General features: G+C 71.0%; 14 protein-coding genes. 4 read left to right on the top strand and 10 right to left on the bottom strand.

Going from position 1 to position 13,762, the window contains the following annotated elements; translation table 11 throughout:
* Positions 1–81: 81 nt before the first annotated feature.
* The 5 genes from ACN6LM_RS10705 to ACN6LM_RS10685 all read right to left on the bottom strand — a co-directional run bounded on the left by ACN6LM_RS10705 (position 82) and on the right by ACN6LM_RS10685 (position 2,333).
* Positions 82–252: a hypothetical protein gene (locus ACN6LM_RS10705; RefSeq protein ID WP_445065086.1), complete on the bottom strand. Its 171-nt coding sequence runs from the start codon at positions 250–252 to the stop codon at positions 82–84.
* Between the two features lie 114 nt (positions 253–366).
* Entirely contained in the window at positions 367–777 is a 411-nt protein-coding gene (locus ACN6LM_RS10700; protein WP_445065085.1) for a rodlin, read from the bottom strand.
* A 103-nt stretch (positions 778–880) separates the two neighbouring features.
* The gene (locus ACN6LM_RS10695; protein WP_445065084.1) at positions 881–1,171 is read right to left on the bottom strand and encodes a hypothetical protein; all 291 of its coding nucleotides are present in this window, start codon (positions 1,169–1,171) and stop codon (positions 881–883) included.
* Between the two features lie 256 nt (positions 1,172–1,427).
* Positions 1,428–1,661: a chaplin gene (locus ACN6LM_RS10690; protein WP_445065083.1), complete on the bottom strand. Its 234-nt coding sequence runs from the start codon at positions 1,659–1,661 to the stop codon at positions 1,428–1,430.
* A gap of 270 nt (positions 1,662–1,931) precedes the next feature.
* Positions 1,932–2,333, bottom strand: coding sequence for a rodlin (locus ACN6LM_RS10685; RefSeq protein ID WP_445065082.1), 402 nt, complete (start codon positions 2,331–2,333; stop codon positions 1,932–1,934).
* Between the two features lie 380 nt (positions 2,334–2,713).
* Between ACN6LM_RS10685 and ACN6LM_RS10680 the strand changes: the two genes are divergently transcribed.
* Positions 2,714–3,607 (top strand): chaplin, encoded by an 894-nt coding sequence (locus tag ACN6LM_RS10680; protein ID WP_445065130.1) that lies wholly within the window; start codon positions 2,714–2,716, stop codon positions 3,605–3,607.
* A 92-nt stretch (positions 3,608–3,699) separates the two neighbouring features.
* On the opposite strand, the gene ACN6LM_RS10675 is transcribed toward ACN6LM_RS10680, so the two are convergent.
* From ACN6LM_RS10675 to ACN6LM_RS10655, 5 genes are all read right to left on the bottom strand, one after another.
* A complete protein-coding gene (locus ACN6LM_RS10675; RefSeq protein WP_445065081.1) occupies positions 3,700–4,635 on the bottom strand; it encodes a dihydrodipicolinate synthase family protein in 936 nt (311 codons plus the stop codon).
* The gene (locus ACN6LM_RS10670) at positions 4,632–5,621 is read right to left on the bottom strand and encodes an oligopeptide/dipeptide ABC transporter ATP-binding protein (RefSeq protein ID WP_445065080.1); all 990 of its coding nucleotides are present in this window, start codon (positions 5,619–5,621) and stop codon (positions 4,632–4,634) included. Before ACN6LM_RS10670 ends, ACN6LM_RS10675 begins: the two co-directional genes overlap by 4 nt.
* The gene (locus ACN6LM_RS10665; RefSeq protein WP_445065079.1) at positions 5,618–7,585 is read right to left on the bottom strand and encodes a dipeptide/oligopeptide/nickel ABC transporter permease/ATP-binding protein; all 1,968 of its coding nucleotides are present in this window, start codon (positions 7,583–7,585) and stop codon (positions 5,618–5,620) included. Before ACN6LM_RS10665 ends, ACN6LM_RS10670 begins: the two co-directional genes overlap by 4 nt.
* Before the next feature lies 1 nt (position 7,586).
* The gene (locus tag ACN6LM_RS10660) at positions 7,587–8,537 is read right to left on the bottom strand and encodes an ABC transporter permease (RefSeq protein ID WP_445065078.1); all 951 of its coding nucleotides are present in this window, start codon (positions 8,535–8,537) and stop codon (positions 7,587–7,589) included.
* Between the two features lie 92 nt (positions 8,538–8,629).
* Complete coding sequence (locus ACN6LM_RS10655) at positions 8,630–10,225, bottom strand: ABC transporter substrate-binding protein (RefSeq protein ID WP_445065077.1); 1,596 nt, start codon at positions 10,223–10,225, stop codon at positions 8,630–8,632.
* Positions 10,226–10,394: 169 nt separating this feature from the next.
* Between ACN6LM_RS10655 and ACN6LM_RS10650 the strand changes: the two genes are divergently transcribed.
* The 3 genes from ACN6LM_RS10650 to ACN6LM_RS10640 all read left to right on the top strand — a co-directional run bounded on the left by ACN6LM_RS10650 (position 10,395) and on the right by ACN6LM_RS10640 (position 13,751).
* Positions 10,395–11,114, top strand: coding sequence for a FadR/GntR family transcriptional regulator (locus ACN6LM_RS10650; protein WP_445065075.1), 720 nt, complete (start codon positions 10,395–10,397; stop codon positions 11,112–11,114).
* Positions 11,115–11,295: 181 nt separating this feature from the next.
* Positions 11,296–12,297, top strand: coding sequence for an acetylxylan esterase (locus tag ACN6LM_RS10645; protein WP_445065129.1), 1,002 nt, complete (start codon positions 11,296–11,298; stop codon positions 12,295–12,297).
* A gap of 17 nt (positions 12,298–12,314) precedes the next feature.
* On the top strand, positions 12,315–13,751 hold the full coding sequence (locus ACN6LM_RS10640) for an exo-alpha-sialidase (protein ID WP_445065074.1): 1,437 nt from the start codon (positions 12,315–12,317) through the stop codon (positions 13,749–13,751).
* Positions 13,752–13,762 lie beyond the last annotated feature (11 nt).

The following is a 13,762-nucleotide window of genomic DNA, read 5'->3' as shown; positions in this document are numbered from 1 at the left end:
CTGATCAACCCCGTGCGGACGCTTCGGTTCCGCTGATCCACCCAAATGGGTTCGACCCTGCATGAGTTCGACAACCCGGCGTCAACCCCGGGCGCCCGATTCGCCCGAGGAGCGCGCCGGAGGCACGAGTCCGCCGGCGTGGGCCGGGCGGGAGGCCGGGGCCGGTTCGGCCCGGGCGGCCCGCCACTCGGCGAGGAGCCGGTCGTAGATCGGGGTGGCGCTGTCGGGGTGCCGACTGTGGTGCTGGTCCATGGGGTGGCCCTACCCGTTGTGGCGGGGAACGGCCGCCCGCACTACGGCAAGCGGCCCAGCGAGCCGCCCTTTCGGGCGACCGCCGGGCCGCGTGTGGTGCGCTGTCGGTACCGGTCAGTTGTTGCCGGCGCCGTTGCCCGAGAGGATCGGGATGTCGTCCAGGATGTGCGACAGGGCCTCGTCGCCCTTGGCCTGGGTGGAGTTCTCGGTGCACTGCTGGTTCTGCGGCGAGGACAGCACGTTGATGTCCTGGACCGAGATCGGGACGAGGCCGAGAATCGAGCCCACGTTGGCCTTGGCCGGCAGGGCGATGCAGGGCTTGTTGAGCGAGCCCTGGATGAGCGCGAACTGCGGGCTCCAGTCACCGTGGGTGGCGGAGTTGCCGTACGCCTGCATGGCACCGTTGCCGTTGACGGTGGTGGTGCCCTGGTCGTTGCCGATGGCCATGGCCGACGGGGCGACCGCGGCGGAGACGCCGACGATCGATGCGGCGACGGCCGCCGAGGCCATCATCTTCTTGATCATGAAACTGCCCTTCTGGTTTTCTCTGATTGCCCGCCGGTGCCGAGCGCACTGATCAACTGGGCGCGGCGGGAATGGTTGTGGCACATCACCCGAAAGGTGCGGGTCACTTCGAGAGCGGGAGGCCGCCCAGGAGCGGAGCCGCACCCTTGGCCGCGCCGGTGGCCTGGCCGGCCACCTTGCCGACGGTGCCGTCCTCGTGCAGGCGCTCGGCGGCCCCGCTGACGGTGTCGAGCACCGGGTCGACCGCCTGCGGGGCGGCCGCGACCACCTGATTGACGCCTCCGTCGAGGCTGAAGCTGGGGGCCGTGGTCGTGGTGACGGCGAAGGCGGGAGCAGCCGTGCCGAGCGCGACCACGGAACCGGCGACGAATGCGGCGGTCTTCGCGTACTTCACTTTCGGGTTCCCTTCTCAGCGGCGGCCGGTCCGGTCGCGTCCCCGCGCCGCACGGGCCTTCTCTGGCCGTGTCCTCCGCCGCCCTTTCCCTGGCTAACGAACCGGACACCACGGGGAAACTGGGAGGCCCGGGATTTCTCGCGGCCCGGGCACGGAAAAATTCGGGCACCGGCGGATTACGGGCACGGGAAAAGCCCCGGACCGCTGCGAGCGCGGGCCGGGGCTTTTCGATCCGACAGAATGCGGCGGGCCTGGGTCAGTCGTTGACGCAGGTGTTGCCGAAGGCCGGGTTCAGCAGGCCGATGACGTTGATGGTGTTGCCGCAGACGTTGACCGGAATGTGCACCGGCACCTGGATGGTGTTGCCGGAGAGGACGCCCGGGGAGTTGACGGCCGCACCCTCGGCGCCCGAGTCGGCGAAGGCCGGGGCGGCGGCACCCATGGCCATGAGCGTACCGGCGGCGACGGCGGCGATCTTGGTGTACTTCACGTGAAACCCTTTCTTGGGCGGAGTCCGGAGCGGCCACGGCTTTCGTGCCGCACGAGCGCGGACCTGATCGCTCGTAACTCCGCCGCTTTCATTCGTAACGATTTCGGGCGGTACGCGACACTGCTCAGCGAGGAGATCGCTCCGATACCGCCCGAATGACGCAGTTCCGGTCAGCCGACCGTGTCCCACTCGGAACGCGCGAGGCACCGACGGGCCCGGACCGCTCGGAGGAGGAGTGCCGACGGCCCGGACCCGGAGCGCAGGGCCGGATCAGCGGTTGCCGACGCCGTTGCCCGAGAGGACCGGGATGCCGTCCAGGATGTGCGACAGCGGCTCGTCGCCCTTGGCCTGGGTGGAGTTCTCGGTGCACTGCTGGTTCTGCGGCGAGGACAGCACGTTGACGTCCTGGACCGCGATCGGGACGAGGCCGACGAGCGAACCGACGTTCGCCTTGAGCGGCAGGCCGACGCAGGGCTTGTTCAGCGAGCCCTGGACCAGGTCGAACTGCGGGCTGCCGTCGCCGCGCGTCTCGGCGTTGCCGAACACCTGCGAGGCACCGTTGCCGTTGACCGAGGTCGTGCCACCGTCGTTGCCGATGGCCATCGCCTGCGCGGCGCCGAGCCCGAGGATGGAGGCGGCGACGGCACCCGTAGCCAGGACCTTCTTGATCACGATGAACCCTTCTCGTACTGGATACCCCGTAGCCGGAGCGCCCTGAACAACTGCCGGGCCGACGTTTGGTTATCACCATTCACTCGAATGCCCGGAAGACACGGACGTCCGTACGAAAGTGATCGAGTAATACTGTCGGAAATCGAGAGGCGAAACGTTCACTCGCTACCTGGCCGTGTGCGCACAGAAAATTCACCGCATTTACGTTTCTCACGCACGCGGACGTCGTTATGGGTGTCGTCAAGCCGCTCCGCCAGGAGGGCCGCCCCGGATGGCGGGTCCGACGGCTGCTGCACCGCCTGATGAACGAAGTGCGGACCGTGCGTCCGCGAGAAATGTCCCAAGGAAGGGCACCAATGCGAAAAGCCTTGAGTAAGAGCATGCTCGTCATGGCGGCGGCGTCAGGCATCCTGACGGCCTCCGGCGGCTATGCCTTCGCCGATGCCTCGGCCGACGGTGCCGCGGTCGGCTCGCCGGGCGTCGCCTCGGGCAACGCCGTGCAGATCCCGGTGCACGTCCCCGTCAACCTCTGCGGCAACACGGTCAACGTGATCGGCGCGCTGAACCCCGCCTTCGGCAACGAGTGCGAGAACGAGGGCGGCGACGCGGAGGCCGGTGACAGCCAGGGCGCGAGCGCCGAAGGCGTGGCCGCCAGCTCCCCCGGCGTCCTCTCGGGCAACCTGATCCAGGTGCCGGTCGACGTCCCGGTGAACGTCTGCGGCAACACGGTCAACGTGGTCGGCCTGCTCAACCCGGCCGCCGGCAACGAGTGCGAGAACGGCGACGACGAGGGCAACCCGCCCACCGAGGAGCCGCCGACGCACCACAAGCCCCCGCACCACAAGCCGCCGCACCACAAGCCCCCGACGGGTCACCACGACCACGACTGCGACTGCGGCCACGAGCACAAGCCGCCGAAGCCGCCGAAGCCGCCGGTGCACCACCACGACGACGACTGCCCGCCCAGCCACCACCACAACCCGCCGAAGCCGCACCACCCGCCGAAGCCCCCGAAGCCCCCGGTGCACCACCACAACGACGACTGCCCGCCCAGCCACCACCACAACCCGCCGACCCCGCCCACGCACAACCCGCCCACGCACAACCCGCCGACCCACACCGGTTGGCACCACACGCCTCCGAAGCACCACAAGCCGCCGCAGATGGCGCACACCGGTGCCAACGAGAACCTGGGTATCGCCGGTGGCGCCAGCGCCGCGCTGGTGCTCGGCGGCGGCCTGCTGATGCGCCGCGCCCGCGCCGCGAAGAAGTGAGCTGACGCTTCCCCGAGCACGAAGAGGTCCGGCCCGACAGCCCTGAGCTGTCCGGCCGGACCTCTTGTCTTCGGTGCCGTACGGCGTACGCGTCAGACGGTGGCGAGCCCCGCGCGCTCCAGGCAGCCGGCGACCGCCGCCCTCTCCCCGGCGTCCAGCGGGCGCATCGGCGGGCTCATGACGTTGGTGGCGATGATCCCGCGCAGCATCAGCGCGGTCTTGAACGCCCCGAGCCCCGCCGCCGTGGCCGACGCCGTGCCCGGGCGGGCGGCGCGCACGATGTCGAACAGCGCGACCAGCCGGTCCTGTTCGGCGCGCGCGGCCGGCCAGTCACCGCGCACCGCCGCCTCGTGCAGGCGTACGTACCCGTGCGGATCGACGTTCCCGAGCCCCGGCACCGAACCGTCGGCGCCGCCGAGCATCATCGCGTCGACCACCAGCTCGTGGCCGGTGAGCACGGAGAACCCCGGCAGCTCGCGGGCGCCGATGACCAGCCGGCGGAACGAGCCGTCGTCGCCGCTGGAGTCCTTCACCCCGGCCAGCACGCCGTCCGCGGCGAGCGGCAGCAGCAGTTCCGGGTCGAGCTTGCTGTGCACGCAGACCGGCACGTCGTACGCCAGGACCGGCAGGTCGAGTGCGGCGGCGACGTCCCGGAAGTGGCGGTCGATCTCCGTGGCGTGGGTGCGGGTGTAGAACGGCGCGGTCACGACGACGGCGTCGGCCCCGAGCTCGGCGGCGCGGCGGGCGCGCTCGATCGCCCGGTTGGTGGTCGTCTCTATCGCGCCGACGAGGACGGGCACCTGGCCGCCCGCCGCCGCGGTGACGGCCTCGATGACCCGGTCCTGCTGCCCCGGGGTGAGGTAGGCGGTCTCGCCGGAGCTGCCGAGGGCGAAGAGCCCGGTGACCCCGCCGTCGACGAGGTGCCCCACGACCCGCTCCAGCGAGGGGATGTCGAGCTCGCCGTCCGCGGTGAGCGGGGTGACGACGGGCGGGATGACTCCCGTGTAGCGGGGGGTGCGGGCGGTCATGCGGTGCTCCTTGCGGACGGTACGGGGGATGCGGGGGTCTGGGGGTGGACGCAGTGGTGGCGGTGCCCGTGGGGGCCCTCGGTGCGCTCGGGGAAGACCGTGGCGCAGGCGTCGTCCGCCTTCCAGCAGCGGGTGCGGAAGGGGCACCCGGTCGGCGGGTTGGTCGCCGACGGGACGGGGCCGGTGAGCACGATGCGCTCGGTGCTCTCCAGCAGGCTGGGTGTCGCGGAGAGCAGCGCCTCGGTGTACGGGTGCGAGGGGGCGCCGGCGACGTCGGCCGCGCGGCCCTCCTCGACGATGCGGCCGAGGTAGAGGACGGCGATGCGGTCGGCGAGGTAGCGGACGGTCTGGATGTCGTGCGAGATGAACACCATGCCCAGGCCGAGGCGTTCGCGCAGGTCCACGAGGAGGTTGAGGACCTGGGCGCGGACCGACACGTCGAGCGCGGAGGTGGGTTCGTCGGCGACGATCAGCTCGGGTTCCAGGGCCAGGGCGCGGGCGATGGCAACGCGCTGGCGCTGGCCGCCGGAGAGCTGTCCGGGCAGCGCGGCGAGGGTGTGGCCGGGGAGGCCGACCAGGTCGAGGAGTTCGACGACCCGGGCGGTGCGTGCCTCGCGGGTGCCCCGGCGGTGCACGTCGAGCGGGTCGCGGAGGATCTGCTCGACGGTGAGGCGTGGGTTGAGCGCGGTGGACGGGTCCTGGAAGACCACGCCGACGGCGGAGCCGAAGTCCTGGCGGCGCTGGGTCCCGGTCATCTCCCACAGGTCGCGGCCGTGGAAGGTGACCGTGCCCTCGGTGGGCTTCTGAAGGCCGGTGAGGACCCGGGCGAGGGTGGACTTGCCGCAGCCGGACTCGCCGACGAGGCCGACGATCTCGCCGCGCTTCACCTCCAGGTTCGCGTCGGTGAGGGCGTGGACGGCGTCGCGGCGGAAGACGCCTCCGCTGCGTGCCTTGTGGCGTACGTGAACGCCGTCGAGCCGGATCACAGGGCGCTCCCTTCGAGCTGTGCGGCCTTCGCCGGGTGGTGGCAGGCGAAGCCGTGGTCCCGCGCGGTGCCGCGCGGGGTGAGTGCGGGGGTGGTGGTGCGGCACAGTTCGGTGGCGGCGCCGCAGCGTGAGGCGAAGCGGCAGCCGGGGCCGAAGCCCTGGGGTGCGGGGACGACACCGCGGATCTGGTGCAGCCGGTCGGCGCCGGCCTCCAGCGAGACGACCGAGCCGAGCAGGCCGCGGCTGTAGTGGTGGGTGGGGGCGGTGAGGACGGAGCGGATGGCGCCGATCTCGGCGAGGCGGCCGGCGTACATCACCGCGACGCGGTGCGAGAGGTCGCCGACGAGGGCGAGGTCGTGCGAGACGAGGACCATGGCGAAGCCGAGTTCCTCGCGGAGCCGTACGAGGAGTTCGACGACCTGGGCCTGGACGGTGACGTCGAGTGCGGTGGTCGGTTCGTCCGCGATGAGCAGGCGGGGGCTGCGGGAGAGGGCCATGGCGATCAGGACGCGCTGGCGCTGGCCGCCGGAGAGCTCGTGGGGGTAGCTGCGCAGGGTGCGTTCGGGTGAGAGGCCGACGAGTTCGAGGAGTTCGGCCGGTGTCTTCGTACCGCCGCGCGAGGTGAGCTGCCTGAGCTGGGTGCCGACGAGTACGGAGGGGTTGAGGGAGGAGAGCGCGTCCTGGTAGACCATCGCGATCTCGGGGCCCATCAGGGCGCGGCGTTCCTTCGGCGGGAGTGCCAGGAGGTCGCGGCCCCGGTACAGGATCTCGCCGCTGACCTCGGCGTTGCGGGCGAGGAGGCCCATCACGGCGAGGCTGGTGATGGACTTGCCGCAGCCGGATTCACCGACGAGGCCCAGGGTCTCGCCCTCGTGGACGGTGAAGGAGAGGGCGTCCACGACCGGTGTGGTGCCGTACCGGTCGGGGAAGCGGATGGCGAGGTCGCGTACGACGAGGAGCTCGGCGGCGTCCTCGGGGACCGGGGTGACGGCGGGTTCCTGGGCGTGGACACGCCGGGCGAGCTTGGCCAGGGCGGCGTCGATGTCCACGGTGGAGCGGGCCTCGACGGGGTCGGGGGCGGTGGTGGTGCCGGAGGGGGCGGCGGGGCGGGCGGTCCTGGGCGCGGCGGAGGCGTCGGTCAGGCCCTCGGAGAGGATGTTGAGGGCGAGGACGGTGACGAGCAGCGCGAGGCCGGGGAAGAAGGTGGCCCACCAGCCGCCGGCCAGGAGGATCTGCCGGCCGTAGGCGAGGACGCTGCCCCAGCTGGGGTCGGGGTCCTGCACTCCGGCGCCGATGAAGGAGAGGCTGGCCTCGAAGATGATCGCCTCGGCGACCATGACGGTGGCGAACACCATGACCGGGGCCATGCAGTTGACGGCGACGTGCCGGAGGACGATGTAGCCGCGCCGGGCGCCGATGACCTTCTCGGCGGCGACGTAGTCCTCACCGTACTGGGACAGCACGTTGGCGCGGACCACGCGGGCGAGCGAGGGGGTGTAGACGAAGGCGATGGTGAAGATGATGACGGGGACGCTGGTGCCGAAGACGGCGACGAGGACGGCGGCCAGCGCGATCGGCGGGAACGACATCACCACGTCGAGGGTGCGCATCACGGACTCGTCGCCGAGCTTGCGCGAGGTGGCCGCGAGCGCGCCGAGCACGGAGCCGGCGACCAGGGCGACGGCGGTGGCGCCGAGGCCGATGACCAGCGAGTAGCGGGAGCCGTGGACGACGCGGGCGAAGACGTCGCGTCCGGCCCGGTCGGTGCCGAACCAGTGGTCACCGCTCGGTGCCTGGACGGGGGTCCCGGTGGTGAGCGGGTTCTGGGTGAGCAGCGGGGCGAGGACCGCGCCGAGGACGACGAGGATCAGCACGCCGAGCGCGATGCGTGAGGTGACCGGGAGCGCGCGGAAGGCGATGCCGGGGCGGGAGAGCTTGGTGGTCAGCCGGCTGGTGGCAAACATGTCAGACCGTCCTGATGCGCGGGTTGACCAGCAGGTAGAGCAGGTCGACGATGACGTTGACCACCAGGAACGCGATGGCGATGGTCAGTACGGTGCCCTGGACCAGGGCGACGTCGCCGCCCGTGACACCTTCGAGGATGAGCTTGCCCATGCCGGGCAGGTCGAAGATCGCTTCGATGACGACGGCGCCGCTGAGCAGGTAGCCGACCTTGACGCCGAGGACGGTGAGCGGGGTGACGAGCGCGTTGCGCAGTACCGAGCGGATCACCAGGAAGACGGGAAGGCCGTTGCCGCGGGCGGTGCGGACGTAGTCGCGGTCCAGTTCGGCGACCATCGAGGTCCGTACGAGACGGGCGAGGGAGGCGGCGACGGGGACGGCGAGCGAGAGGGCGGGCAGGGCCATGGAGCGCAGCCAGCCGCCGAAGGAGTCGGCCGGGTTGGTGTAGCCGCCGGTCGGGAAGACCGGGCTGTTCAGGGCGAACTGCTGGATGAGCAGGACGCCGAGCCAGAACGAGGGGATGGCGACCCCGGCCATGGACAGCACCCGGAAGAGCTGGTCGGGCCAGCGGTCGCGGTACATCGCGCCGAGCACACCGGCGACGACGGCGAGGACGATCGCGAGGATCAGGCCGAGGATCGTCAGCTGGAGGGTGAGCGGGAAGGCGGCGGTGATGCGGTCCGCGACGGGCTGGCTGGGCGGGACCGTCATGCCGAGGTCCAGGTGGAGCAGCTGACCGAGGAAGTGGAAGTAGCGTACGGGCAGCGGGTCGTTGAGGCCGTTGGCCTCGGCGAAGGCCGCACGGGCCTCGGGTGTGGCGCTCTCCCCGAGCGCGTTGAAGGCCGGGTCGACCGGCGAGAACTGCAGCACCACGAAGACGAGCAGCGCGATGCCGAGGATCATCACCGGCATCATCGCGACGCGGCGCAGCGCGAGCCGGAGAAAAGCAACCATCGTCGGGTTCCTTGCGGTTGGGCGGCCCGGTCCGGGACGCCGGGTGGGGTCGTACGCCCCGGACCGGGGCTTTCAGGCGGGGCCGGCGGGCCTCAGCCGCGGCTGACGTCCAGGAAGGACAGGCCCGTCGTGGGCAGCGGCTTGAAGCCGGGGAGCGCCTTCTCGTTCCAGGCGGTGGGCAGCTTGCGGTGCAGGATCGGGTAGAGGGCGGCCTCGTCGGCGACGAGGTCGGTGACCTGGCCCCACAGTTCCCTGCGCTTGGCCTCGTCGGCGGCCCGGGCGGCCTTGTCGAGGGTCTGCCTGACCTTCTTGTACGCGGCGGACTCGCCCCAGCCGTAGCGGCTCTCGGGCCAGAAGCCGTAGTAGAACCAGCGCAGCAGCAGGTCGGCGTCGTTGCCGAAGACCGAGGGGTCGCCTGGGGCGACGAGGACGTCGAAGTCGCCCTTGTCGATCTTGGCGTACTGGGCCGGGGACTGGGCGATGTCGAGTGTGACCTTGACGCCGGCGGCCTCCCAGCTCTCCTTGAGCAGCGGGGCGATGTCCTTGACCCAGCCGGTGTCGGTGGTCAGGACGGTGAAGGAGAGTCCCTTGACGCCCGCCTCGTCCAGGAGCTTCCTCGCCTTGTCCACGTCGTGCGTGTAGACGGTGGCGGCCTTGCGGTAGTCGGGGTGGGTGGCGGGGACGTAGCCGGTGGCGGCGGTGGCGTTGCCGACCATGGCGGTGGAGATGATCTTCTCGGTGTCCAGGGCGTAGTGCAGCGCCTGGCGCACCCGCTTGTCGGCGAACCGCTTGTCGGCCGTGTTGAACATGAGGAAGAGCAGGCCGAAGGACTGCACCGACTCGGTCTCGGCGGAGCCCGAGAGGCGCTTGACGTCGATGTAGGGGACGTCCTCGATGGCCTGGACGCGGCCCGACTCCATGGCGCTGACGCGGGCCGACTGGTCGGACATCAGGCGCCAGACCATCTTCTTGGCCTTGGCGGGGTGGGAGCCGTTGTACTTGTCGTACGCCTCGAAGACGATCTTGTCCTCGCGGGTGGCGGAGACGAACTTGTACGGTCCCGAGCCGACCGGCTTGGCGTCGAACGCCTTGGGGTCGGGCTCCACGATCTTCTTCGGCACGATCCGGGCGACGGCGATACGGGACGGGAAGAGCGCGAAGGGGTACTTGAGGTGGAACTCCACCGTGCCGGCGTCGACGGCCTTCACCGTGTCGATGAAGGGCACGAACTGGGCCATCAGGGAAGCGTTCTTCGGGTCCAGGATGCGTTCGAAGCTGAACACCACGTCGTCGGCCGTGACGGGCGAGCCGTCGTGGAAGGTCGCGCCCTCGCGGAGCGTGGCGCGGTAGGTGGTGGCGTTGATCTTCTTCGGCATCCCGGTGGCGAGTGCGGGCCGTGCCACGAGTGTTGCCGGATCGAGATCCACCAGGCCCTCGAAGATGTGCATATTGGCGGCGTACGGGGTCGCGCCCGAGGTGATCATGGGGTCGAATCCGGTCGACAGCGGGTAGGACAGGCCGGCCTCGATGAGGTCGCTGCCGCTGCCCTTGTCCGTCGAGCCGTTGGCGGTCGAGGACGGACCGCCGCACGCGGACAGGCCGGCCGTGATGGCGGCCGCGGCGCCGACGACGCCGGTGTAACGCAGGAAGGTGCGGCGCTCGACACCGGCTGATCTCAGCTCGGGCACGGGTCCTCCAGGGACTTGAGGTGGGGCGTCTGGGACGGGAGACGGAGAGCTGGCGCGGGTTCACGGGGATCGCGGAACCCAGAGCGTCAGACGTCAGATGTCTGATGCCTTGATAGCGTGGGAACGTAGCTTGACAATCGAGAGGGGTCAAGAGGTGGGGAGTTCACATATGTCCGGAACGAAACCCGGCCGGCAGCTGCTCCGGCAGGAAGTCGTGGACGGAATCAAGCGGTACATCCTTGAGGAACGGCTCCGCCCCGGGGACCCGCTGCCCACCGAGCCCGCCCTGTGCGAGGCGCTCGGCGCCAGCCGCTCCAGCGTCCGCGAGGCCGTCAAGATCCTCAATGCGCTGGACATCGTGGAGGTCCGCCACGGGCACGGCACCTACGTCGGCCGGCTGAGCCTGTCCGCGCTCGTCGAGAGCCTGACCTTCCGGGGCCTGCTCTCCCCCGACGACGACTTCCAGGTCATGGCCGACCTGGTCGACGTGCGCGAGCTGTTCGAGCGCGGGATGGCCGACCGGATCGTCTCGCAGCTCAGCGTGGAGCAACTGGACTCGCTGGACGCCCTCGTGGCCACCATGCGCGAGACGGGCGCCCAGGAGGGGCACGGCTTCGTGGACGCCGACCGCGCCTTCCACGCCCAGCTCGTGGCCCCGCTGGGCAACGAGCTGATCGGTCAGCTCTCGATGGCCTTCTGGGACGTGTACACGATCGTCGCGCCGCACCTGGACGGGTTCACACAGGCCGACGAGACGGAGACGATCACCGCCCACCAGAACATCGTGGACGCCGCACGGGCGGCTGACATCGCCGGATTCATGAAGGCGCTCGGCGAGCACTACGCGCCTGTGCGCCGCCGGATCGCGGAGGCCCGCGCCCGGCGCTGAGCCGCCCGCGCGGCGCGGGGCCGTCGCCCGGGCGGGCGCGCGGGCGACTCCGGAACGCCCCTTGACTGCCGCCTCGGGCGGTGCCTAGGGTCCGTGTGCCGACAGGACATCTGACGTCATGCATCTGATGTCGATGCCACGCCCCGGCATCTCCCCGCCGCGCCCCCAGGAGGGCACCTCCATGCCGTTGACGGACCTCTCGCTCGACGCCTGCCGCGACTACCTGCCGCCGCTGTCCGCCCCCGCGGACTTCGACGCCTTCTGGTCCCGGACCCTGGACGACGCCCGCACCCACGCCTCCGACAAGCCCGTCTTCACGGAAACGCGGACGGGGCTCACCCAGGTCCGCACGTACGACGTGACGGTCCCGGGCTTCGCCGGGCAGCCGGTACGCGGCTGGCTGCGGATGCCCGCCGGGGCGGCCGAACCCCTGGGCTGCGTGGTGGAATTCCTGGGCTACGGGCGCGGCCGGGGCCTGGCCCACGAGAACCTGCTGTGGGCCTCGGCCGGTCACGCCCACCTGCTGATGGACACCCGGGGGCAGGGCTGGTCGGCGGCCGGCGGCGCCACCGCCGATCCGGACGGGGGCGCGCCAGGCGTAGTGCCCGGCTTCCTGACCCGGGGCGTCGAGAGCCCCGAGACGTACTACTACCGGCGGCTGTTCACCGACGCGGTGCGGTGCGTGGACGCGGTGCGCGAGCACCCGGGGATCGACCCGGACCGGATCGTGGTGACCGGGATCAGCCAGGGCGGCGGCATCACCCTGGCCGTCGCCGGGCTGGTGCCGGGGCTCGCCGGGGTGATGCCGGACGTGCCGTTCCTGTGCAACATCCGCCGGGGCGCCGAGATCGCGGGGCGCCCTCCGTACACCGAGATCGCCGAGTACCTCAAGCTGCACCGCGACCGCGCCGAGCAGGTCTTCGCCACGCTCGCCTACTTCGATGCCGCACTGCACGCCACCCGGGCGACGGCCCCCGCGCTGTTCTCCATCGCGATGATGGACGACATCTGCCCGCCCTCCACCTGCTTCACCGCCTACAACGGCTATGCCGGACCCAAGGACGTACGGGTCTATCCGTTCAACGGGCACGAGGGCGGCGCGGAGTACCAGCAGCGGGAGCAACTGGCCTGGGTGGCCTCCCTGTTCGCCGGCCTGTCATCGGGGCAGGCCGGCCGCTCCTGACGAGAGAGAGATCGTCCATGCAGCGAACCGTCCCTGTCGCCCTGCTCGGCGCCGCCCTGCTGGTCGTCACCACGACCGGCACCGCGCAGGCCGCGTCACCCGCCCCCGGCACGCTCACGTCCCAGGACCTGACCGTCGACGGCGTCGGCTCCCCCCACTACCGCATCCCGGCCCTGACCACCACGGACAAGGGCACCCTGCTCGCCGCGTACGACGCCCGGCCCACCCTGGGCGACCTGCCGTCCAACATCGGGATCGTGCTGCGACGCAGCACCGACGGCGGAACGACCTGGCAGGCGCAGCAGGTGGTCCGCAAGGACGCCGCGCCCCAGGGGTACGGGGACCCGAGCCTGCTGGCCGACCGGGTCACCGGGCGGATCTTCCTGTTCTACGCGGCCGGTGAGAACCAGGGCTTCTTCGGCTCGGCCACCGGCAACGACGAGACCGACCCGAACGTCCTCCAGGCCGACTACAGCTACTCCGACGACGACGGTCTCACCTGGAGCCACCGCCGGATCACGAAGCAGATCAAGGACCCGGCCTGGGGCGGGATGTTCGCCTCGTCCGGCGAGGGCATCCAGCTGCGCAACGGCCCGCACAGGGGCCGGCTCATCCAGCAGTACGCGATCCGGAACAACGGGGCAAACTACGCGGTCAGCGCCTACAGCGACGACCACGGCGACACCTGGCACATGGGCACCCCGGTCGGTCCGGGCGGCGACGAGAACAAGACCGTCGAGCTGAACGACGGCACGGTCATGCTCAACAACCGCTCGGCGCCGTACCGTACGGTCGCGTACTCCTCGGACGGCGGGGTCACGTACACGCCGTTCGTCCAGGACACCGAGCTGCCCGACCCGGCGAACAACGGCTCGGTCATGCGGTACGCCCCCGACGCGCCGGCCTCCGACCCGCAGTCCTCCTGGCTGCTGTTCAGCAACACCGAGGCCACCTCGCGCAAGAACCTCACGGTCAAGATGTCCTGCGACAACGGGAAGACCTGGCCGATCAAGAAGGCCGTGGACCCGGGCGCCGCCGCCTACTCGACGCTGACCCGGCTCCCGGGCGGGCGGCTCGGCCTGCTGTACGAGCGGGGGAACTACGAGCACATCACGTACTCCTCGTTCGACCTGAAGTGGCTCGGCGGCACCTGCGCGGACATCACCTTCACCCCGCCGGCCACGCTGAAGGCGGGGACGGCCGCCGAGATCACCGTCCGGGTCGTCAACCGGATGGACGTCCGCCGCGACGCGGGCACGGTCGAGCTGACCGTGCCCGCCGGCTGGACGACGAAGCCGGCGGCGTTCCCGGCGACCCGGCCGGGCGAGGGCGCGAATGTGAAGGTGCCCGTCACCGTCCCGGCCGGCGCCTCCGGTGACGTGAAGCTCACCGCGACGTACCGGGCGAGCGGGAAGACCGCGTCGGGGAGCGCGACGGTGACGGTCACGCCGTAACCACCGCGCCA

The organism is Streptomyces sp. SAS_281 (assembly GCF_052542855.1).
The sequence above is the reverse complement of the archived record's forward strand: the minus strand, read 5'-3'. Positions and strand labels throughout refer to the sequence as shown.

Coding starts and splice junctions, on each gene's coding strand:
- ACN6LM_RS10705 (WP_445065086.1), bottom strand. CDS start 252: ATGGACCAGCACCACAGTCGGCACCCCGACAGCGCCACCCCGATCTAC.
- ACN6LM_RS10700 (WP_445065085.1), bottom strand. CDS start 777: ATGATCAAGAAGATGATGGCCTCGGCGGCCGTCGCCGCATCGATCGTC.
- ACN6LM_RS10680 (WP_445065130.1), top strand. CDS start 2,714: ATGCTCGTCATGGCGGCGGCGTCAGGCATCCTGACGGCCTCCGGCGGC.
- ACN6LM_RS10675 (WP_445065081.1), bottom strand. CDS start 4,635: ATGACCGCCCGCACCCCCCGCTACACGGGAGTCATCCCGCCCGTCGTC.
- ACN6LM_RS10665 (WP_445065079.1), bottom strand. CDS start 7,585: ATGTTTGCCACCAGCCGGCTGACCACCAAGCTCTCCCGCCCCGGCATC.
- ACN6LM_RS10660 (WP_445065078.1), bottom strand. CDS start 8,537: ATGGTTGCTTTTCTCCGGCTCGCGCTGCGCCGCGTCGCGATGATGCCG.
- ACN6LM_RS10650 (WP_445065075.1), top strand. CDS start 10,395: ATGTCCGGAACGAAACCCGGCCGGCAGCTGCTCCGGCAGGAAGTCGTG.
- ACN6LM_RS10645 (WP_445065129.1), top strand. CDS start 11,296: ATGCCGTTGACGGACCTCTCGCTCGACGCCTGCCGCGACTACCTGCCG.
- ACN6LM_RS10640 (WP_445065074.1), top strand. CDS start 12,315: ATGCAGCGAACCGTCCCTGTCGCCCTGCTCGGCGCCGCCCTGCTGGTC.